Below are 18,685 nucleotides of genomic sequence, written 5' to 3' on the forward strand. Positions count from 1 at the left end.
CGCGCAAACGCGTTCCGCGTTTGTCGCGAGCGAAAACCGGCACCCACTTTTCCGGATCATGCTCTATTTCAGCGGCGTCAATTCGTGCATCACGCCGATGAAGTAGTTGAGATAAGTCGCCATCATTCCGGTGAGGACGAGGGCGAAGATCAGAAAGCCCACCATGATCGACAGCGGCACGCCGACGAAATAGACCTGCATCGCCGGCATCAGCCGCGCCAGCACGCCGAGGCCGATATTGAAGACGAGGCCGAACACCAGAAACGGCGCGGAGAGCTGTATGCCGATCTTGAACGCGGTCGCGAAGGCGCGCGTGGCAAGCGCCGCCACGTCACCGCTCGGCATCAGCTCGCCCGGCGAGAAGATCCGGTAACTCTCGTTCAGCGCCGCGATGACAAGGTGATGGGTGTCGGTGGCAAACAGCAGCGTCATGCCGAGAATGGAGAGGAAGTTGCCGATCAGCACGCCCTGCTGCCCTTGCGTCGGATCGACGGCGGTGACGAAGCCGAGGCCGAGCTGCTGGGCGATTACCGAGCCTGCCACCGCAAGCGCCGCCAGCGTCACGCGCGCCGTGGCGCCGAGCACGATGCCGATGGCGATCTCGTGCACCAGCAGCACCCCGATCGCCGTCATCGAGGTCAGGTCGACCTGGTAAGCGGTGCGGTGCAGCGGCAGGATGATCAGTGTCAACAGCAACGCGATCGCGAGCTTGATGCGCACCGGGATATTGCTCTCGCCAAATCCCGGCAACAGCATCACCATGGCCCCCACGCGGGCGAACACCAGCATGAAGGTGGCGGCAAGGGCCGGCAGCAGCGATATGTCGACACGCATTTATCCACAATGCATCAACCGCCTATGATTCGCGACGATATCCGCATCATGTGACCGTGCAGCGAATCGGCCATGAACGGCAGGGCAAGCAGCAGCGTGACAAAGATTGCGAGGATCTTCGGCACGAAGATCAGCGTCTGTTCCTGAATCTGCGTCAGCGCCTGGAACAGCGACACCACGACGCCGACCACCAGGCCAATCACCATCAAGGGCGACGACACCACCACGATGGTCCAGATCGCATCGCGCGCCACGTCGAGGGTTTCGGCACCGGTCATAGCAAGCTTCCTTGTTCGAACTTTCGACCGTCATTGCGAGGAGCGAAGCGACGAAGCAATCCATCTTTCTGTGGCTCGATGGATTGCTTCGCTACGCTCGCAATGACGAAACTATCGCCCCGGGATGACGTCCCAGGGGACGTCAGATCGGCATCTTCATGATGTCTTCGTAGGACTGGATGACCCGGTCGCGCACTGACACCAGCGTCGAGACCGCGACGTCGGTTTCGGCGACCGCCGTCACCACGTCCATGACATTGGCTTTGCCCGCGGTCATCGCCATGGTCTGGGCGTCGGATTTCTTGCCGGCATCCAGCACGCTTCCCACCGCGTCCTTGAGCAGCGCGCTGAAGGACGGGCCGCCGGTGGATTGGCCGCCCTTCTCGGCACCGCCGGATTCCATGATGCGCGAAAGCGCGGCGTAGGCGTTTGCTGCAACGGTCGGTGAAGCCATTTTCTATGGTTCCTGTTCAAGCCTTGAGGATATCGAGGGTGCGTTGAATCATGCGGCGTGTGGCGCTGATGATGTTGAGGTTGGCTTCATAGGACCGCTGCGCCTCGCGCATGTCGGTCATTTCGACCAGCGGATTGACGTTCGGATATTTGACGTTGCCCGCAGCATCGGCCGCCGGGTTGCTCGGCTCGTGCTTGACGCGAAACGCCGACTGGTCAGCCCTGACCTTGCCGAGCGTCACCACGCGGGCGTCCAGCGTGCGGTCGAGCGCCGAGGAAAATGTCGGCACCTTGCGGCGATAGGGATCGCCGCCCGCCGATGGCGCGGTGGAGTCCGCATTGGCGATGTTTTCCGAGATCACCCGCATCCGCCCCGCCTGTGCGCGCAGGCCGGAGGTCGCGATGCTCATCGAGCGGGCGAAATCGCTTCCATCATCTGCCATGATCCGGTTCTCCTAATCGCGCCGCGTCAGCGCTTTCCGATGGCGGTTTTGAGCAGGCCGAGGCTGCGGCTGTAGAGCGAAGTGGCGGCCGCGTAATCCATCTGGTTGGCCGAGACCTTCATCATCTGGTCTTCCAGATTGACCGAGTTGCCGGCAGGCTTGGTCAAGAAGCCGCTCCTGCCGCCATCCCCCCTGAAGCTCTGGCGGCCGCCGGAGAGCCCGATATGGGTGGCACTGGTGCGCAGCATGGCGAGCGAGCCCATCGCGCCGCCGACATCGGTGCCCTTGTTGTCGAATTTCGGCTCAACCAGGTCGCTCGGCCTGAAATTCGGGGTGTTGGCGTTGGATACGTTTTCGGCGAGCACCCGTTGGCGTTCCTGGTGCCATTGCATCTTGGTGCGCAGCGCCGACAGGATCGGAAGATCGTTGATGGCCATCGAGCCGTTCCCCGTTAACCTCTGGCAGACGCCGCGAGGTAGGCAGAATTTGCCCGGTGTATGGTTAACGGCTGGTTAAAATCGCGCCTGGCGGCCATGGACGTCGGCCAATGCCCGCTGACAGCGACGAAATGAGCGCATTTTCGCCACGAAAACTGCGTTAACCAGCAGCAACCAACCCGGCGTGGGGCGCTCAGAAGTCGTTTTGGGTCAAACGATTCTTGGTCTATTAATTAACCCGGATGGCGGCGTTCGCCGTGGGGATTAAGAAATAAGGCCGATCTCGGGCATGATTCGCCGGTTGCGGATCGTTCAGGGCATGATCCCGCAAACGGGAACCGCTTTCCCAAAGGGAACATGCTCGGACCGGAAGACCTAAGACCGCACTCGTCGAAGCCAGCAGCAAGAGAACGGCCCGTGGCCGGGGACTAAAGAATGCAGACACTGACATTCCTCTTCGCATTCATCGCCGTTCTGGCGCTGATCGGCGTGGCCGCATGGCTGGTCCGCCGCTTCGCCAACAACCGCCTCGGCGCCAACACCCAGCGCGGGCGGATGCCGCGGCTTGCCGTGATCGACGCCGCCGCCGTGGACGGCCGCCGGCGCCTCGTGCTGGTACGGCGCGACAATGTCGAGCATCTCCTGATGATCGGCGGTCCGAGCGACATCGTGGTCGAACCCAACATCGTGCGCGCAATGCCCAATCGCGATCAGATGGCGCCACGCCCGGCGGTCGGCGAGCAGCCGCCGCGGATCGCGCCGCTGCCCGATGCCGCCTGGAGCGAGGAAGCGGCGAGAGCCGATTTGCGACCGACCGACGGCTTCGATCACCACGCCGAACCGCAAATGCCGGAGCCGCCGCCGCGACCCGCACGTCCCTCCTTCGCAGACGATCTCCGCCGGCCCGCGCCGCCGCCGGAGCGTCGTAGCGATCCATTGACGGGCTTTGCGCCGGAATCGATTACCGGTCGTCCCGAAGCGGCTCCGCCGCGCCTGACCCGCAACGAACCACTGATGCCGCGGCCGCAGCGCGAGTTGCCGCAGCGTGAGTTGCCCAAGGCACCGCCGGTTGTCCGTGAGGCGCCGCCAGCTCGTGAGGCACCGACGGTCCGTGAGGCAGCGTCAGTCCGCGAGGCACCGACAGGCCGTGAGGCGCCGCCTGTCCGCGAGGTACCTGCAGTTCGCGAGGCGCCGGTTCGAGCCCCCGAACGCGCCGCGCCGCCGCCGCCTCCACCCCCTCCACCCCCCGCGCCGTCGAGCGCCGACCAGAATCTCGCCGAGATGGCGCAGCGGCTGGAGGCCGCCCTGCGCCGGCCGGCCGAACCGGTGGCGCCGCCGGTAGCGCCGGAAACGCCGCCTGCCCGTACCTCCCGCAGCGAACCCCCCGCTCCTCCCACACCCGCTCCGCAGAAGAGCGGCTTCGAGAACCTCGAAGACGAGATGGCGTCATTGCTGGGCCGTCCGAAGAACCCTTCGTGAGGCCGGCGACTTCTCCGCGTAGAGTTTTATTTTTCTTAATCCTGACCGTCGCCGGATCGCTCGCCGATCCGGCGCTGGCGCAGGATATCAGCATCAATCTCGGCCAGGGCGGCGGCGGGGTGACCGAGCGCGCGATCCAGTTGATCGCGCTGTTGACGGTGCTGTCGATCGCGCCCTCGATCCTGATCATGATGACGTCGTTCACACGGATCGTCGTCGTGCTGTCACTGCTGCGCACGGCGCTGGGCACCGCGACCGCCCCGCCCAACTCCGTGATCATTGCGCTTGCGATGTTCCTGACCGCTTTCGTGATGGGCCCCGTCCTGCAGAGGTCCTATGACGACGGCATCAAGCCGCTGGTCGCCAACGAACTCGGCGTCGAGGAAGCGCTGCAAAAGGCCTCTGTGCCGCTGCGCGGCTTCATGCAGAAGAATGTCCGCGAAAAGGATCTGAAGCTGTTCGTGGACCTCTCGGGCGAGCCGCCGCCGGCGACGCCGGAAGACCTGTCGCTGCGGATTCTGGTCCCGGCCTTCATGATCTCCGAACTGAAACGCGCCTTTGAGATTGGCTTCCTGCTGTTCCTCCCCTTCCTGATCATCGATCTCGTAGTCGCATCCGTGCTGATGTCGATGGGTATGATGATGCTGCCGCCGGTCGTGGTGTCGCTGCCGTTTAAGTTGATCTTTTTCGTGTTGGTGGACGGCTGGTCGCTGGTGGCAGGAAGCCTGGTGCAGAGCTACGGTGGGAGTTAGCGGCCGATTTCTGCCGGTTCCGCGCAAAATAGGTCAGTATTGGTTACGTATTTGCAGCGGAGTTTCGCAGCGAATTTAAGGTGAGATTAGTTCCTTCGTGCACAATGGATGCCAGGAACTGACTTACCAAACGCATCACCGGATTAGAAATGGCAGGCCAGCCGATCGGCGACATGGACGTCGAATACGCCACGACGATTGCCGACCGGGCGATGCGGTTGATGTCGCAGCAGTCGGTCCCTCCCACCCCCACCAATTTCGCCGTCTGGTTCGAATATTCCCTGGGCAGTTCGCTGGCGCTGCGAAAGACCATCGACATTCTGATTGCGGGCAAGCGCAAATTCGACGCGGCAACCAACCACGAACTCTATGTTACCTATGTGGCGCAGGCCGGTGCCGATCCGTTTGGCGACCTTCCCGATCAATTGGGCGGGCTGATCGAGACCGCGCAGCAATTCCTCAACGCTGCCGTCACCGACAACCGCAGCCACATCGAGGCGCTCGGTGAAGTGTCTTCCGAGGCTGCTGGTACCGGCGATCCCCGGACGATCATTGCAAAACTGGTTGATGAATTGTCAAAGGCGACGGCCCGGGCCGCCAAGCTGGAGGCGAATTTCGCCGCCACGTCGGAGGAACTGGACAGCATCCGCGACTCGCTCAAAGCGGCCGAGCAACGCTCCAACACCGATGCGCTGACCGGGCTGGCCAACCGCCACTCGATGGATGAATTCCTTCGCCTCGCCCAGATCGCAGCGATGGAAAAGGACGAGCCGCTCAGCGTCTTCCTGATCGACATCGATCACTTCAAGAAGTTCAACGACGATTATGGCCACCAGGTCGGCGATCAGGTGCTTCGGCTGGTCGCCAAGGTCTTGCAGGAAGGCGTTCGCGAAGTCGATCTCGCCGCCCGCTACGGCGGCGAAGAGTTGATCGCGGTGCTGCCGGGCGCCGATCTGCAGGCTTGCACGGCCGTTGCCGAACGCGTTCGCCGGCGCATTGCCGAAGCGAAGCTGACACGCCGTGCGACGGGCAAGGAGATCGGCAGCATTACGGTATCAATAGGCGTGTCGCAATTCCGCCTCGCCGAATCCGCGGAAGCCATGATCGAGCGCTGCGACCGCGGGCTTTATCAAGCCAAGCGACTCGGCCGCAACCGCACGGTAACGGAAACCGAGCTCGAGCCCGAGGCCGGCGCGGCCTAAAGGCTTTATCCGTTCTGATTTAACAGAACCGCGCCTTCATCCTGTGTCGTTTGCAGAGTTGCCTTAATTCGTACGGGAGAAAAAGTCGCTATCCCGCTCCGGCGCGGAACTATTGCCGCAATCCCGGCTTATCGTGGACGCCCTACAGCCGGGAGTATTCCATGAAGATCGCAGGGATGATTATGGCTGCCGCCGCGGCCCTCAGCATCGCGGGGACGTCGGCTCTTGCCCAGCAACCGCGTACGGGAATGGTGACGAGAATAGACCGGATCAGCGGCACCATCACCATCAAGGATATGCCTGAAGGCACCACCGGCGCGAATACCGGCGCTGCAGCCGAAGAATTCAAGATCCAGGATGGCGCGCGGCTGAACGCCCTGCACGCCGGCGACAGGGTCACCTTCGCCGTGAACGACACGCCGGGGACCAAGACCATCACGAAGATCGACAAAACGGACGCGGTCACCAAGATCGAGAAGAAGTGAGGCGAGGCAGCATCCCACTTTGTGATGCATTGCTTCGATCAAAGACAGCGAGGCCCAGAGTGCCCTAAGGCAAATGACGTTTCCTTCGAAACGTCATTTTGCTTGGGGAGTCCGGGCCTCGTCGTCACCTGAGCCGCCCATCCGGATCAAGGAGCCGCTCGGCATAAACGTACCTCAAGGCAATCGGGCCGGTGTTGCCTTGATCTGCCGCAAATCACCCGCTAGCGCGCCGAGCGCTCGAGCGAAGCGCGAATTTCGGCGGCCGCCTGGTCGCAATACTCGTTCAACTTCTGGAATCGTAGCTGCAGCGCCAAGAGTTTGACGGCGCGTTTCGCCGGCCCCTCCCGATCATCATTAAACCTGTCTGCGGGCGATGGGCGGGACGCGGCGGCCTCTGCGGTTGCCAGCGCTGCTTGCATCGATGTGTCGCGACCGTTGGTGGAAGACATTTTGCACGCCTCACAAGGCGCAATCCGGCCGGACTCGGTCCGGTGGACTTTCCGTGGAGTAACGCGCCAGCGTTGCGAGTTTGCACCCTGCAGTGTGTTGGTTGGATGCCCGGCTGGGGTCGATTTGGTGGCAAAACACGGACGCCGGCGGCGAATGAGTGGCACGACCTCGTAGTCTTACGGACTTTCTGTCCACGATTAGGATGCAATCGGCAACCAGCATTGCTGAATTGAGTCGTTTGTTGCTTCAGCGATAGTTCGATATGCCCGCCCAGCCTTCAGACACCGGTCTGCCGCCGCGCTGCGAGATCTGCGGCGGTGGTACGGTCCAGATCGGAAAGCTGCCCCGGATCGGACTGCGTCCTCTCGTCTACGTTTATAAGTGCGACACCTGCAACCAGATCACTTCGATCGAGCCCGAGCGGCAGGACAGCCCCACCATCAGCCCTACCGTCACCCCGCCGATGCCGAAGTCGCGCGGCAAGAAGGCTCCGCACAGGGTCCCCCGGCGACAACCACACTGATCGCCGCCTTCAGAGCGCGACTTCCCTAGTTCCTGAAAACGCCGCGATTGCGGCCGGACCGGGTTTCATCTCAGGAATGCCGCATGTATAGCTTCGGCCAAACTCCACATCCAAACTCCACATGAAGAAGAGGCACGGCATGTCCGAGGGCTTCATTGACGAACTGCACAACGCGCTCGGCAAGGGCGCGGTGCTATCAGGCGCTGACATCGACGCGCGCTATCACCACGACCTCACCGGCAATCCGGCGCCCAAACCGCGCGCAGTCGTTCGCCCCAGAACGACGGAGGACGTCTCCGTGCTGCTGCGGCTCTGTCACCGCGAAGGCGTACCAGTTACGACGCAGGGCGGCATGACCGGGCTGGTGCGCGGCGCGCTGCCGAATGCGAACGAAATCGTGCTCTCGATGGAGCGCATGAACAGCGTCGAAGAGGTCGATGCCTCAGCCGGCGTCGCCATCGCGCAGGCCGGCACGCCACTGCAAAAACTGCAGGAGCGCGTCGAGCAGGACGGCCTGATGTTTCCGCTCGACCTCGGCGCGCGCGGCAGTTGCACCATCGGGGGCAACATCTCGACCAATGCCGGCGGCAACCGCGTCATCCGTTACGGCATGACGCGTGACCTGATTCTCGGCCTTGAGGTCGTCACCGCAGACGGCACCGTTCTGAAGGGCCTGCGCAAATACATCAAGAACAACACCGGCATCGACTTAAAGCAGCTTTTCATCGGCAGCGAAGGCATCCTCGGCGTCGTGACGCGTGCTGCGCTGCGTGTCTTTCCCGCGCCGGCGGAGCGGCAGGTGGCGCTGTGCGCCCTGCCCTCGTTCGGCCAGGTCATGGCATTCCTGAAGCTGGCGCGGCAAAGTCTCGGCGGCGAATTGACCGCATTCGAAGTGATGTGGAATGCCTACTACCGCCAGACCGTCGAGCGTGTGAAGGGGGTGGTTGGCCCGCTGCCGACCCACCATCCCTTCTATGTGCTGCTGGAGGCCTCAGGAAGCGACGCTGAACGCATTCGGGACGGCCTCGAGAAGATGCTGGAGACGGCGATGGGAGATAATTTGATCCTCGACGCCACGCTTTCGACCTCGAACGCGTCCGTGGCTGCGATCTGGCGCATCCGCGATTCCAGCGTCGAACTCGGTCGCAGCTTTCCATTCACGGCACGGATGGGGTTCGATGTCAGTGTGGCCATCGACAGGATGGAGGAATATGCGGATACGCTGGATGCACGCGTCAAAGCGATCGATCCGCAAGCCTTCACCATCGTGATGGGACACGTCGGCGACGGCAATTTGCATCCCAGCGTGTATCACGAACATACGCCTGACAAGCACGATGAGTTCGAGAAGCTGGTCTACGACCTCACGGGCGAGTTCGGCGGCTCGATCTCGGCCGAACACGGCATCGGCATCCTCAGGCGACCCTATCTGAAAATGAGCCGCACCGAAGAGGAGATCGAAACCATGCGCACGCTCAAGCGCGCGCTCGACCCGAAGAACATCCTGAACCCGGGGCGAATTTTTACGGTGTGAAGGCGCTTTTTGGCGATCGTATATCGAGCGTCAGGTCTACGAACTGATGCCGAGGTGATCGTCGGCCGCAGAAACAGGTGGCGGCCCGGCTGGCAAGTTGTCCGGAGCCGGCTGGGGAATATGCTTGGTGAATATCCGGATGACGCGGCCTTTGACGGGCGGCAGCTTGTCGAAGAGATCGGACGCGATCTCCTCCACCGCGTCCCGCAAGGCCACGAACTGCGCCTGCCTTGCGATGCTCTCGGTGCCCCTGACACCTCCGAGTTCATCCATCGCGGCATCGCTGATCTGGCATTCGACCGTCTCGCCGTCGTTCAGCATGGTGAACTTGAACGCAAGGCGTTCTCTGTCATGTCCAACAATTCTGTCCCGGGTCAACGGCATTCGACGATCAGCTTTGAACGGTAGGCGTGGCTAGAATCGGGTGAGAGGGCGCCGAAGCTTTCGTAATGCGCCAACACGTCAAAAATTGGCCGAAGCTGCGGCCAAATCCACTACCTTGCTACGTCCTCGGGCTCATTTTGAATAGGCGTGGTCGTCTGCGCCGCGGTATGGCTGTTGGGGCTCCCCCTCGTGCGCCGACCACCATTCCATCACGGCCCAAGCGACCTGGTCCCACAGCAGCGTCGGAAGATCGGGCACCGCGATCCTGACCACGTGGCGATTGCATGAGGTATCGCGAAACCACTCCGCTGCGCCGAAATCGAACCCGAAACTCCCTGCATGCCGCAGCGGCAATCCGGCTCTTCGCAGGTCGTCGCACAAATCCGCCGCCACTTGCTTCGTCTGCTTCTCGTCGAGCATTCGCTTCGGCGCCAGTGTGACATAGAGACCGTGCGCGAAATGCAGCTCCGCCGACGAGCCGGCAAGCCCGGATGCAAAACAGCGCGCCGTCCGCCTGCTGTTGCGCAAAATGGCCGCCATCCGCCTGTCAGTCAGAGCCCGATAGGCCTTCGTTCCGACGTAGGGCGGGAAATGCGCAGGCACCGCCGCGCCGCCGAACAGTCGCACGGCATTGCGCGTTTCGTTGGCGAGGTCCTCCAGCCGCTCCTGCTTGGCCGGGGCGACGTGCTTTTCGCAGGCGACGAAAACCGCCGAGCCGAGCCGGCCGTACTCCACCCCGAGGGAATCAAGCTTGGTATGGCTGCGCACCAGCGCGATCGGGACTTTCCAACGTCGTGCCCAGCTCACAACCCGGCGGATTCGCCCCGAGCCCGTCGAGAAGCAGGTCGTGTCGAAAATCACGAGATCGAGGCGCGGCCTTGCGCAATGGAGGGTCGCCTCGAATGCGGCAGCGGGCGTGCATGAATCGAACAGAAGAATTCGCGGTCGATTAGCACAAAAGGCGCCCTCGTCCGGAGAGCTTTTCAGCGGGACCAGGCGAAACTGACGTGTATGATTTTCGATCAGCTCGAGGGTCTCGCCATAGGCGCCAGGCAAAACCAGGATGTCCGCCTCAGATGCCAAGCGTGCGAAGGCCAGCAGCAGTGCCGATATCGCCGCCATCCCCGAGGACGTATAGATGGTCTGGTTCGCCGATGTCGAATGGTCGTAAAAGGATGGGCCGCGCACTTCGAGGTCTGCGCGCTGATAATCGTAGCTGAACGTGAACGGCCCAGCGCGCAGCCGGCCCGGATGTGCCCAGGCTGTTTCCGTGAACGCCCAATCGTGCAGCGCATGCTGGGCCTTCAGGGCTGCGGCGATGTGAAATTTTTGTTCAATCACCTCGACCACCGAGGTCGGATGCCGCAGCGCCAAAGGAGTGTCGAGGAAACCGTTCAGCAACGTGATTTCCTCGTGTTTCCTGTCGAGATAAGCCTCAAGTGTTTCCATGGCTGGCTTCGACCGACCCTGCCCTGCGATAACGTGCCGGAAGGGCATTGGGTCCACGCCACAGAAAACGCACGGTGCTCGGGCGAGCAAACCGTCTCCGACTTCAAACGGCGAGCAATTCACCGAGGGAACGAAGTTGGCGCTATCTTGCCGCGCCGATCCGCCTGATGCCGGCAATCGGCGGCAAGGCGCCGGTGTGAACCGGCTCGCCCCGCGAGATTTCCGGCGACAGCGGCGCGCGGGCGGTGGCATCGGGGAAGCGGATCCTCATTTCACGGATGAAGCCGTCGAGCGTGTCGACGCTGGCGGCCATCTTGGCAATCAGAGCGAATTCGGCGCTATTGGAGGCGGCCGGCTTGCTCGCGGTCTCGAATGCGAACCGATCGGCCTCGCCGATCATCAGGGGCGCGTATTTCTCGCGGAAACGGGCCAGGCCGATCGCATCCTCGGCCAGCGCATAGCCGACCACGGCACGGATTATGTCGCTCTTCTCGGCTGCATTCAGCGGTTTGAAATCCCGCCAGCGGTCGGCGTAGTACAATTCGATCTGTTCGGAAGCTTCCCGCCACTGCCGCGACGCCCAATAGATGTCGGAGCGCAGCCGGATCGCTTCGCGGCCGGTGAGGTTGGAGATGATATCGAGCGCGAGGTCGTGGCGACCGACATCGCTCTGGGCCCGCGCCTCCAGGAGTAGCCGCTGCTGACGCAATTCGCCGGACAGATCGGAGATCCGCGTCAGGCGCAGCGCCGTGATCGCCCGGTCCGGCTTGCGGTTGGCCAGGTAGACCATGGCAAGCCGGGCCGCCACCTGCGCGCGCGCGGCGCCCTCCAGGCGTTTGTCGACCTGGTACTGCAACAGTTCGGCGGCCTGGTCGAGCAGGTCGACGGCAGCCAGCCGGTCCGCGAGGCGCCGGATCATTTCGTCGCCGCGCCGGCCGATCGGCGTCAATTCGCGATACTCATAGAACATGGCGAGCGCATCGACCGGCTTCATGTCGTCGCCCTTCTGTCCGAGATAGAGGTCCGTGAACAGTGCGGACGCCGCATCCTGGCCCTGCCGCGACAGTTCGGAGTTGGGCTGCAGCTTCGTCGCGGTCTTGGCGGCGGAGAGCGCCTCGGCATAACGGCCGTTTTCGGCATAGAGCTGCGTCAGCTTATTCAATGCCTTCAACTCGATTGCGTCGCCGCGCCAGATCACCGACAAGGTCTCCAGTTCGCGTATCAACTCGGCCTGGCCGAGCTCGCCGCGCCGGTGCCGCAGCAGGGCCTGCAGCAGACTCGCCTCTGCCGATGCCTCCCGGTCGCTGGATTGCGCCGCGAACCTGTAGGCGTCGAGCGCGTCCTTGTCGTGCCCCAACGCCTCGGCAAGACGCCCGCGCAGCACGGCGATCTCGGGCTTCATCTCGTTGGGAATGCCGATCACTTCCAACTCGCTGCGCCGCCGCGAGGCCCCGCCATAATCCTTTACCTCGAGCGAGGCCCGCATCGCGTCGGTGATGATGATTCGCTGCAGTTCCAGCGGCAGCGCGGCGATCGAGAATTCGGCGTTCTTGAACTTTTCACGCGCGTCCACCCATTTTTCCTGGCGGGCGAACGCGAACCCTTTCCACAATTGGGAATCGTAGCCGTTGCCGATCGCTGGATTGGCAAGGTCCTTCAGCGCGTGTTCGGGATGGCCAATCAAGATGCTGGCGACCGCATGCACCATCAGCACGGCGTCGTCTTCGTTCCCCGGGTTGGTTTCGGAGAGGATGAGGTTGGTCACCCCTCTCGCCTCCTGATACATGCCGCGCGACATGTAGAAGTTCGCAAGTTCGAGGCGAGCGTGCGTCTTTTGCTCGGGCCTCGCGGCGGCCGCTGCCTTGATCAGCGCATCCAGCCGGGCAAGAAACTTTTCTTCCCGGTTCTTGCGCCATTCATCGGCGTCGAACAGCGGCCTGACCGCCGCGGTGGCGCGTTCGGCCGCGACGTCGGCGGACGACAGCGTCAATCCGCCGGGCCGGCCGAGCATCACCTTGTCGGCGCCGACCTCGGCGTTGATATCATCGGAATTCGGATGAACGACCACACCGTGCACCGATTCCAACAGCGACAGTTCGACGAAATCCTGCCGTTTGATGAGGCCACGGGTCGGTGGCGGCGCGGTCACGACCCACAGCGTATCGCCTGCGTCGGGATCGACCAGCCGGTGCATCGCGCCGGGATTGGCCAGCGGCACGGTGACATTGGCAAGCGCGGGATCAGTAATATTTCGCAGCACCATCAGCGGCAGCGGCGGTGTCTGCCCGCGGTCGGCGAAGGTCAGCGTCCACTCGGCGCCGTTGGCGCGGCCTTCGCTTTCGAGCGAAGGGATCTGCGGCCGGTTGAGGCGGATGCGGACGGCCTGACCCTTTTCCAGCGACAGCCGGCTGACATCGCCGATGATGGCGCCGCCCTTGCTACGGATCGGCTCGATATCTACCGGCTTGGTCTGGTCGAATACCAGCCATACCGTGTCGGCACGGCGAAACAGCGCAGCCGGGGTCGGCGCGGCAAAGGAGAACGTCACGCGCAGGCCGTCACTGTCACGCCTTGCCTCGACGACGGGGGTCTTGTCCTTGGCACCACTTTCCGGCGGCTCTGCGGAAGACTGAGCCTGCTTGGATGCCACGGGCTTTGGCGCCTCCGCCGCGGCGGCCTGCAACGGTTCGGCGGGCTGCGCCGCTTTCGCGACTGCCGCCGGAGGCGACGTCTTTTCCGGTGCGGCGGCCATCTTCTCGGTCGGAGGGATAGCGTTGCCATTGGCTGGCGGCGCCTTTTCGAGGCCAGGCATTGCGGCCTCCGCAGCGGCCGGTGCTTCATTCACCTGCACGGGCTTGATTTCGATCCTGGCCTGTTCGGCAATCATCTCCGACGTGACGGGCGGAATCTCGGCCGGCTGCTGTGGTGGCAGCGATTCCTTCATGGCCTTGTCGCGCGCGATCCGCGACGCAGGTCCTGGCTTGGCCGGCACGACCGGTTTGGCCGCGGCTTGCGGCTCGGCCAGCGCCGGCTTTTCCGGCTGCTGGAAGGCGACGTCGATCACATAGTTCTTTTCCTCGCGGAAGGAATGCACGTCGACCTCGCCGATCAGCAGAATGTCGACGGCGGAAGAATCAACGTCGGCGCGCTGGTTGATCGAAGCGATGTTCGGCGGCGCCGCCACCTTCGCATCCGCCAGGTCGAAATTGAGCACGCTGTTGAACTGCAGCGTCAGCTTCTGATCGTTCAGCACCGACGAGACGTTGACGCCGTCGGGCATATCGAACACGAAGCGGACGAAAGTCGGCTGCACCGAGGCGCGGACACGCACCGGCGGCTTCTTTTTCGCGGACGCCACCGCAAGCTGCGCGCGGAGCGCGCGCTCGGCGGCCCGCGCCCGCTCCGCCAGTTCGCGAACGACCGCGGCAGGAAGCGGGGGCGGCGGCCCGGTCCAGCTATCGGGCAGGAAGTCGACGAAGATCCGCTCCCCCGCCGTCATGGTGTTGACGGTTGCCCGCCGCGCCAGCGACAGCCGGATCGCGGTGCCGTCGGGATCGCGCCGCGCCGAGCCGACATAATCGGGGACCGCGTCCGACAGTTTGTCGACGGGAATATCCACCGGGCGCTTGAAGTGGATGATAATGATCGAACCCGCGGTCGAAACGTCGGATTCGACGTCCTCGGCCAGTTTCAATACCAGCCGCGCGAAGCCGCCTCCGGCCGTAAAGGTCGCCTCCCCTCGGACCGGATCGTCGGCACGGCTGGGCTGCGAAAGCGTCAGGCCGGCGAATAACAAAGCAACAGCAAGGGGCTGGCCGAGATAGTTGTGAAGGCAACGCCGCGCCGCCCGCGCCAATGCGCGGCCCGGCGACCCAGTTTCAGCGGCAGCCCTTCGCCCCATCCAGAAGATCTCGTGCCTCGATGAATTCTTCGGCGAAGCGCTCTCGCCCGCACGTTGGAATCTTGGATTGGCCGGCTTAAGGCTTTGTTAACGTCAACCAATTGATTTCATTGAAGGGACAATGGGCTACGGCCTCAATCAATTACACATCGTAATGGGTCGGTATCCGGACCTTTCTCCGGGTCACCGCTCAAACGTCGCGAGCCTCGGGCCGCAGCGATCACCATCACGCCCGTGCCATGATTGATCTGCATTATTTATCTCACGCAGCGTTGGAACTAACATCGGCGGTTCCGTCTTAGGGAAACAATGGACCCGGGAAGCGGGGCCGGCAGTCGATCAACCAACGCTCCCGGGTCGCTAACCTGCCTCAGGCAGCCAATTCGGAGTGCGTGAAATGGCAACCCAGATCGTGATGGATCGTACTGGCGACACCCGGCATACTTTCGACGTCCATGACCGCGCGGAGGTCGAAAAGGCCGAGCGGCGCTTTATGGAATTGACCGGCGCAGGATTTACCGCAGCGGTCCGAACGGGACCCGGCGAGCAACGGGTTATCCGCTCCTTCGATCCGACGGCGGAAGAAACGCTGTTTTATCCGCGTCTCGTTGGCGGCTGACGGCAGTGACCCAGCAGATCGTCCTTGCGATTTGCTCATTTGTGCTGGCTCTACTCGGTACGGTGCTGCTGTCGGCGCTCTCGCTGGCAGTGGCGCGGTCCGGCTCCTGCAGCAAATCGTTTCGCTTCGAGACTGAGGCGCGAGCCCTTACGCTCTTGAAGGATTGGCTATCGCCGAAGCAGCGGGCCTCTTACGAGCGATTCCGGTATTTCGACGTCGTCGGGAGCCACACCGGGACGCGCTACCGGATCCATCATGGGACGCAGACGAACATCGAGGAAATCAACGGCGCCGGCCAACATGTCTGCAAATGGTGCTTTGTTCCCGATGGCGACCTCGTCGCTGGCGATGTCATGCTGGCGCAGAAAATTGCCCTTGAAACCAACGAGCGCGGCGCGCTCGCCGTAGCTCACCGCTCGTTTGTCTCGTCAGGGCCGCGCAGGTTCTGACCGGACGCGTCAGTACCCTTCGCCGGGCAGCCATCCTGCGTCAGTTCGGCCTTTGCTGCAGGATTTTGCCTTCGATTTTCGGCAGCTCGGCCGTGGACGTGGACTTATCGGTGCCGGCGGCGCGGCGGGCCAGTTCGACCGTCAGCCGTTCGGCCGCTTCCGGCTGCATCAGGCCCAGAATGTCCGACATCTTCCGCGGCGCAATCTGGGAGGCGATTTCGTAGAGCACGGACATTTCCAGCCGATCGAACACCTTGGCGGCGTCCTTCGGCTTCATGCCCTCGTACATCGTGATGATGCCCTTGAAGCGGGCAGCGTCCTGTTCGGCCTTTTGCCCGCTCGCTGTCGAGATCCGTGCCTCGGTGGCCTTCATTTCCTCGACACGGCCCTCGATGCGCTTCTCGGCTGATTTCAGAAGGCTTTCGCGAATTTCGATTTCACGCGCGCGCTGCTCCAGTTCCTGGCGCCGCGCCTGCAGCCGTTCCAGGATGGCGCGCTCCGACGGCGACACCGATTGCGGGTTCTGGTCGGGAAACACCACGACGCCGTCGGGCTTCGGCGCCTCGGTAGCCGGCGCTGCCGGCTTCGGCGCCTCTTCCTTTTTTTCTTCCTTCTTGACCGAACCGGTGATGTCGGCGGTATCCGATATCGAGCCACCGGGGTAGCCCAGATTGTCCTGCGCCCAGGAGCGCTTGGTTGGCTGGCTGACCTGATAATCGAACACGTATCCGCCATCGATCACGAGGCCGGCGACCTTCAGCACTGCAAGGCCGAAGATCGCGACCAGCACGACCGGAATGACACGGATATCGCGAAACGATTTCATGCGGCGAGGCCACTGGCCTTTCGGCGTTCGGAGAATGCTTCAGCCGCCGCGGCTACCGCCTTGGCTGTTGAGACCCTGGGTGCCGCGGGTTCGGCTTCTTGCGAGGGCCGCGCCGCGATCGCGATCTTGGACAGCCGTCGAATGACGCCGTCGCCTTCGGCAAGCATGCCCTTCAGATGACCCGCCATCTGGGTCGCGGCGGCGAGTTGGCTGCCGAGATTCTCGTTGACGTCGCGCACGGTGTGCTTGAGGCCGCCGATCGCCCGCTCGGCGATTTCGGTTGCCGTGATCAGTTCAGCGATCGTGGCTTTCAGCGAATGCTCGTCCGCCTTCAGCCGCTTCAGCCGCTTGTTGAGCAGCATGCAGTAACCGATCGTGAGCAGTAGCAAAACCGCCACCAGACTCTCGATTACAATGCCAAGGAAATGACTCATTGTGCCTCCATCAGCTTGGTTTGCTCGTCGGCCTTCTCGAACATCGCGAAGGTGGTATTCGGTTTGCGCAATTGCTTGGTGACGCGGATGGCGACGCGGTCGCCGACCCGGCCCATCCGCCCTTCGGTCAGGGTGACGTTTCCGCAGCGGACCGACACCAGCGCATCGGGCCGCATCTCCAGCGGCAGCGTGTCGCCGACCTTCAGCTTCATCAAATGCTTGAGCGGAATGTCGGCTTCATACAGCACGGCATCGACCGATATCTCGGCCTGCGCCACTTCGGTGGCGAAGTGCCCTTCCCAGATCGGATCGCGGCCGAACTTTTCGCCCATGAACATCTGCAACAGAACCGGGCGGATCGGCTCGATCGTCGCATAGGGCAGCAGCAGTTCGATGTTGCCGCCGCGGTCTTCCATGTCGATGCGCAGCCGCACCAGGATCGCGGCGTTGGCAGGCCTGGAGATCGCGGCGAAGCGCGGATTGGTTTCCAGCCGGTCGATCGAGAACGTCACCGGCGACAGCGGCCGGAACGCCTGCTCGGCGTCTGAAAGCACCACCTCGACCAGCCGCTTGACGAGGTTGGTTTCGATCGTGGTGTAGGGCCGACCCTCGATGCGCAGCGAGGTCTGACCGCGGCGGCCGCCGAGCAGCACGTCGATAATCGAATAGATCAGGCTGGAATCGACCGTCGCAAGGCCGAAATTCTCCCATTCCTCGGCCTTGAACACGCTGAGCACGGCCGGCAAGGGAATTGAGTTCATGTAATCGCCGAAGCGGACCGAGGTGATGCGGTCAAGCGAGACTTCGACGTTGTCGGAGGTGAAGTTGCGCAAGCTCGTGGTCATCAGCCGCACCAGGCGGTCGAACACGATTTCGAGCATCGGCAGACGCTCGTAGGACACCATCGCGGAATCGATGATGGCGCGAATGCCGGAATGGTCGTCGAGATTGACATCGCCGACGGTGAAGCCGAGCAGATTGTCGATTTCTTCCTGCGACAGAACCCGCTCGCCGGAATTCTTGTTGCCGAATTCGCGGCCGCCATCCTCGACCATGGCCGCCCACTGCAGCGCCATGCTCTCGGAGAGTTCATTGGCGGCAGCCTCTTCCGCAGCCGCCGCGGGATCTTCGGAATCCAGCGAGGCTTCCCATTGCGCGGCAATGGCGTCCTGGTCCATCTGGTCTTGATTGCCGGCCATGATGCTAGATCCGCCCCATCACTGCACGACGATTTCCTTGAACAGCACGGCGCTCACCTGCTGCGGCGCCACCGCGTTGTTGACGCGCTTGGTTAGCTCTTCCTTGAGGCGAAACAGGCCCGCCGAACCGTTGATGTCGGAGGGACGCAATTCGCGCAGGTAGGTCTGGAACAGATCGGTGACGCGCGGCAGGTTCGGCTTGATCGCCTCGACCTGCTTCTCTTCCTTGATCTCGAGCACGACCTTGACGCGGAGATATTGCACCCGCTCGCCCGGGGCGCCGACCAGGTTGACCATCATATCGGGCACTTCGACGAAGGACGGCGGCTTCAACGGCGGCGCTTCGGCGTGCTTCTCCTCGCCGTGGCCGCGCATGAGGAAGAACCAGCCGGCGCCGGCGCCAAGGATGGCGACGAATCCGGCGACCGCAATGATCAGCTTGAGCTTGCCCTTTTTCGACGATGCGGCTTCTGCGCCGTCTACGCCTTCCGCCTGCTCGTTGTCAGCCATTGCCCCGCCCGCTTCGATTCCGGAAACGAACGCGGTTGCCACCA

General features: G+C 62.9%; 20 protein-coding genes. 7 read left to right on the forward strand and 13 right to left on the reverse strand.

All coding sequences use genetic code 11. The features are described 5' to 3' along the window. Nucleotides 1-63: 63 nt before the first annotated feature. From fliR to flgB, 5 genes are all read right to left on the reverse strand, one after another. Complete coding sequence (gene fliR, locus V1273_RS23890; RefSeq protein WP_334363705.1) at nucleotides 64-834, reverse strand: flagellar biosynthetic protein FliR; 771 nt, start codon at nucleotides 832-834, stop codon at nucleotides 64-66. A gap of 14 nt (nucleotides 835-848) precedes the next feature. Next, nucleotides 849-1,112: a flagellar biosynthesis protein FliQ gene (gene fliQ / locus V1273_RS23895; protein ID WP_057860162.1), complete on the reverse strand. Its 264-nt coding sequence runs from the start codon at nucleotides 1,110-1,112 to the stop codon at nucleotides 849-851. 142 nt (nucleotides 1,113-1,254) lie between these two features. After that, complete coding sequence (fliE, locus tag V1273_RS23900; protein ID WP_028348650.1) at nucleotides 1,255-1,566, reverse strand: flagellar hook-basal body complex protein FliE; 312 nt, start codon at nucleotides 1,564-1,566, stop codon at nucleotides 1,255-1,257. A gap of 16 nt (nucleotides 1,567-1,582) precedes the next feature. Beyond that, nucleotides 1,583-2,008 carry a flagellar basal body rod protein FlgC gene (flgC, locus tag V1273_RS23905; protein WP_028348649.1) on the reverse strand — a complete coding sequence of 142 codons (426 nt, stop codon included), beginning with the start codon at nucleotides 2,006-2,008 and terminating at the stop codon, nucleotides 1,583-1,585. Nucleotides 2,009-2,034: 26 nt separating this feature from the next. After that, nucleotides 2,035-2,445 carry a flagellar basal body rod protein FlgB gene (flgB, locus tag V1273_RS23910; RefSeq protein WP_334411053.1) on the reverse strand — a complete coding sequence of 137 codons (411 nt, stop codon included), beginning with the start codon at nucleotides 2,443-2,445 and terminating at the stop codon, nucleotides 2,035-2,037. Between the two features lie 435 nt (nucleotides 2,446-2,880). On the opposite strand from flgB, the gene V1273_RS23915 reads away from it, so the two are divergent. The 4 genes from V1273_RS23915 (at nucleotide 2,881) to V1273_RS23930 (ending at nucleotide 6,363) form a co-directional block, all read left to right on the forward strand. Beyond that, nucleotides 2,881-3,924 (forward strand): flagellar biosynthetic protein FliO, encoded by a 1,044-nt coding sequence (locus V1273_RS23915; RefSeq protein WP_334411055.1) that lies wholly within the window; start codon nucleotides 2,881-2,883, stop codon nucleotides 3,922-3,924. Beyond that, a complete protein-coding gene (fliP, locus tag V1273_RS23920; RefSeq protein ID WP_334363709.1) occupies nucleotides 3,921-4,676 on the forward strand; it encodes a flagellar type III secretion system pore protein FliP in 756 nt (251 codons plus the stop codon). Before V1273_RS23915 ends, fliP begins: the two co-directional genes overlap by 4 nt. Nucleotides 4,677-4,897: 221 nt before the next feature. Next, entirely contained in the window at nucleotides 4,898-5,878 is a 981-nt protein-coding gene (locus V1273_RS23925) for a GGDEF domain-containing protein (RefSeq protein WP_334384194.1), read from the forward strand. 161 nt (nucleotides 5,879-6,039) lie between these two features. Then, complete coding sequence (locus tag V1273_RS23930; protein ID WP_334363710.1) at nucleotides 6,040-6,363, forward strand: copper-binding protein; 324 nt, start codon at nucleotides 6,040-6,042, stop codon at nucleotides 6,361-6,363. Between the two features lie 221 nt (nucleotides 6,364-6,584). Here the strand turns inward: V1273_RS23930 and V1273_RS23935 are convergent, their stop codons facing one another. Next, nucleotides 6,585-6,812 (reverse strand): hypothetical protein, encoded by a 228-nt coding sequence (locus tag V1273_RS23935; RefSeq protein WP_334411056.1) that lies wholly within the window; start codon nucleotides 6,810-6,812, stop codon nucleotides 6,585-6,587. Between the two features lie 663 nt (nucleotides 6,813-7,475). On the opposite strand from V1273_RS23935, the gene V1273_RS23940 reads away from it, so the two are divergent. Then, a complete protein-coding gene (locus V1273_RS23940) occupies nucleotides 7,476-8,870 on the forward strand; it encodes an FAD-binding oxidoreductase (protein ID WP_334411057.1) in 1,395 nt (464 codons plus the stop codon). 36 nt (nucleotides 8,871-8,906) lie between these two features. Here the strand turns inward: V1273_RS23940 and V1273_RS23945 are convergent, their stop codons facing one another. From V1273_RS23945 to V1273_RS23955, 3 genes are all read right to left on the reverse strand, one after another. After that, nucleotides 8,907-9,254 (reverse strand): DUF1488 family protein, encoded by a 348-nt coding sequence (locus tag V1273_RS23945; RefSeq protein ID WP_334411058.1) that lies wholly within the window; start codon nucleotides 9,252-9,254, stop codon nucleotides 8,907-8,909. A gap of 132 nt (nucleotides 9,255-9,386) precedes the next feature. Then, entirely contained in the window at nucleotides 9,387-10,703 is a 1,317-nt protein-coding gene (locus V1273_RS23950; RefSeq protein WP_334411059.1) for a hypothetical protein, read from the reverse strand. 142 nt (nucleotides 10,704-10,845) lie between these two features. Next, nucleotides 10,846-14,604 (reverse strand): tetratricopeptide repeat protein, encoded by a 3,759-nt coding sequence (locus V1273_RS23955; RefSeq protein WP_334411061.1) that lies wholly within the window; start codon nucleotides 14,602-14,604, stop codon nucleotides 10,846-10,848. A 397-nt stretch (nucleotides 14,605-15,001) separates the two neighbouring features. Between V1273_RS23955 and V1273_RS23960 the strand changes: the two genes are divergently transcribed. Continuing rightward, complete coding sequence (locus V1273_RS23960) at nucleotides 15,002-15,223, forward strand: hypothetical protein (RefSeq protein WP_028348639.1); 222 nt, start codon at nucleotides 15,002-15,004, stop codon at nucleotides 15,221-15,223. A gap of 5 nt (nucleotides 15,224-15,228) precedes the next feature. Then, nucleotides 15,229-15,672 carry a hypothetical protein gene (locus V1273_RS23965; protein ID WP_442893648.1) on the forward strand — a complete coding sequence of 148 codons (444 nt, stop codon included), beginning with the start codon at nucleotides 15,229-15,231 and terminating at the stop codon, nucleotides 15,670-15,672. Between the two features lie 40 nt (nucleotides 15,673-15,712). On the opposite strand, the gene V1273_RS23970 is transcribed toward V1273_RS23965, so the two are convergent. Genes V1273_RS23970 through fliL form a run of 4 tightly spaced genes read right to left on the reverse strand, consistent with a single transcriptional unit; the run spans nucleotide 15,713 to nucleotide 18,641 of the window. Next, on the reverse strand, nucleotides 15,713-16,498 hold the full coding sequence (locus V1273_RS23970) for a MotE family protein (RefSeq protein ID WP_334381545.1): 786 nt from the start codon (nucleotides 16,496-16,498) through the stop codon (nucleotides 15,713-15,715). Next, nucleotides 16,495-16,932, reverse strand: coding sequence for a DUF6468 domain-containing protein (locus tag V1273_RS23975; RefSeq protein ID WP_028348637.1), 438 nt, complete (start codon nucleotides 16,930-16,932; stop codon nucleotides 16,495-16,497). The genes V1273_RS23970 and V1273_RS23975 overlap by 4 nt, the downstream gene beginning before the upstream one ends. After that, nucleotides 16,929-18,131 (reverse strand): flagellar motor switch protein FliM, encoded by a 1,203-nt coding sequence (fliM, locus tag V1273_RS23980; RefSeq protein WP_028348636.1) that lies wholly within the window; start codon nucleotides 18,129-18,131, stop codon nucleotides 16,929-16,931. Before fliM ends, V1273_RS23975 begins: the two co-directional genes overlap by 4 nt. A gap of 18 nt (nucleotides 18,132-18,149) precedes the next feature. After that, complete coding sequence (gene fliL / locus V1273_RS23985) at nucleotides 18,150-18,641, reverse strand: flagellar basal body-associated protein FliL (protein ID WP_334363717.1); 492 nt, start codon at nucleotides 18,639-18,641, stop codon at nucleotides 18,150-18,152. Nucleotides 18,642-18,685 lie beyond the last annotated feature (44 nt).

The organism is Bradyrhizobium sp. AZCC 1721 (assembly GCF_036924715.1).
In the GTDB taxonomy this organism is placed as follows: Bacteria; Pseudomonadota; Alphaproteobacteria; order Rhizobiales; family Xanthobacteraceae; genus Bradyrhizobium.

What these genes read in the sequence shown, in the direction of transcription:
- fliR (WP_334363705.1), bottom strand. Translation starts at nt 834, where the DNA reads ATGCGTGTCGACATATCGCTGCTGCCGGCCCTTGCCGCCACCTTCATG.
- fliQ (WP_057860162.1), bottom strand. Translation starts at nt 1,112, where the DNA reads ATGACCGGTGCCGAAACCCTCGACGTGGCGCGCGATGCGATCTGGACC.
- fliE (WP_028348650.1), bottom strand. Translation starts at nt 1,566, where the DNA reads ATGGCTTCACCGACCGTTGCAGCAAACGCCTACGCCGCGCTTTCGCGC.
- flgC (WP_028348649.1), bottom strand. Translation starts at nt 2,008, where the DNA reads ATGGCAGATGATGGAAGCGATTTCGCCCGCTCGATGAGCATCGCGACC.
- flgB (WP_334411053.1), bottom strand. Translation starts at nt 2,445, where the DNA reads ATGGCCATCAACGATCTTCCGATCCTGTCGGCGCTGCGCACCAAGATG.
- V1273_RS23915 (WP_334411055.1), top strand. Translation starts at nt 2,881, where the DNA reads ATGCAGACACTGACATTCCTCTTCGCATTCATCGCCGTTCTGGCGCTG.
- V1273_RS23925 (WP_334384194.1), top strand. Translation starts at nt 4,898, where the DNA reads ATGTCGCAGCAGTCGGTCCCTCCCACCCCCACCAATTTCGCCGTCTGG.
- V1273_RS23930 (WP_334363710.1), top strand. Translation starts at nt 6,040, where the DNA reads ATGAAGATCGCAGGGATGATTATGGCTGCCGCCGCGGCCCTCAGCATC.
- V1273_RS23935 (WP_334411056.1), bottom strand. Translation starts at nt 6,812, where the DNA reads ATGTCTTCCACCAACGGTCGCGACACATCGATGCAAGCAGCGCTGGCA.
- V1273_RS23940 (WP_334411057.1), top strand. Translation starts at nt 7,476, where the DNA reads ATGTCCGAGGGCTTCATTGACGAACTGCACAACGCGCTCGGCAAGGGC.
- V1273_RS23945 (WP_334411058.1), bottom strand. Translation starts at nt 9,254, where the DNA reads ATGCCGTTGACCCGGGACAGAATTGTTGGACATGACAGAGAACGCCTT.
- V1273_RS23950 (WP_334411059.1), bottom strand. Translation starts at nt 10,703, where the DNA reads ATGGAAACACTTGAGGCTTATCTCGACAGGAAACACGAGGAAATCACG.
- V1273_RS23955 (WP_334411061.1), bottom strand. Translation starts at nt 14,604, where the DNA reads ATGGGGCGAAGGGCTGCCGCTGAAACTGGGTCGCCGGGCCGCGCATTG.
- V1273_RS23960 (WP_028348639.1), top strand. Translation starts at nt 15,002, where the DNA reads ATGGCAACCCAGATCGTGATGGATCGTACTGGCGACACCCGGCATACT.
- V1273_RS23970 (WP_334381545.1), bottom strand. Translation starts at nt 16,498, where the DNA reads ATGAAATCGTTTCGCGATATCCGTGTCATTCCGGTCGTGCTGGTCGCG.
- V1273_RS23975 (WP_028348637.1), bottom strand. Translation starts at nt 16,932, where the DNA reads ATGAGTCATTTCCTTGGCATTGTAATCGAGAGTCTGGTGGCGGTTTTG.
- fliM (WP_028348636.1), bottom strand. Translation starts at nt 18,131, where the DNA reads ATGGCCGGCAATCAAGACCAGATGGACCAGGACGCCATTGCCGCGCAA.
- fliL (WP_334363717.1), bottom strand. Translation starts at nt 18,641, where the DNA reads ATGGCTGACAACGAGCAGGCGGAAGGCGTAGACGGCGCAGAAGCCGCA.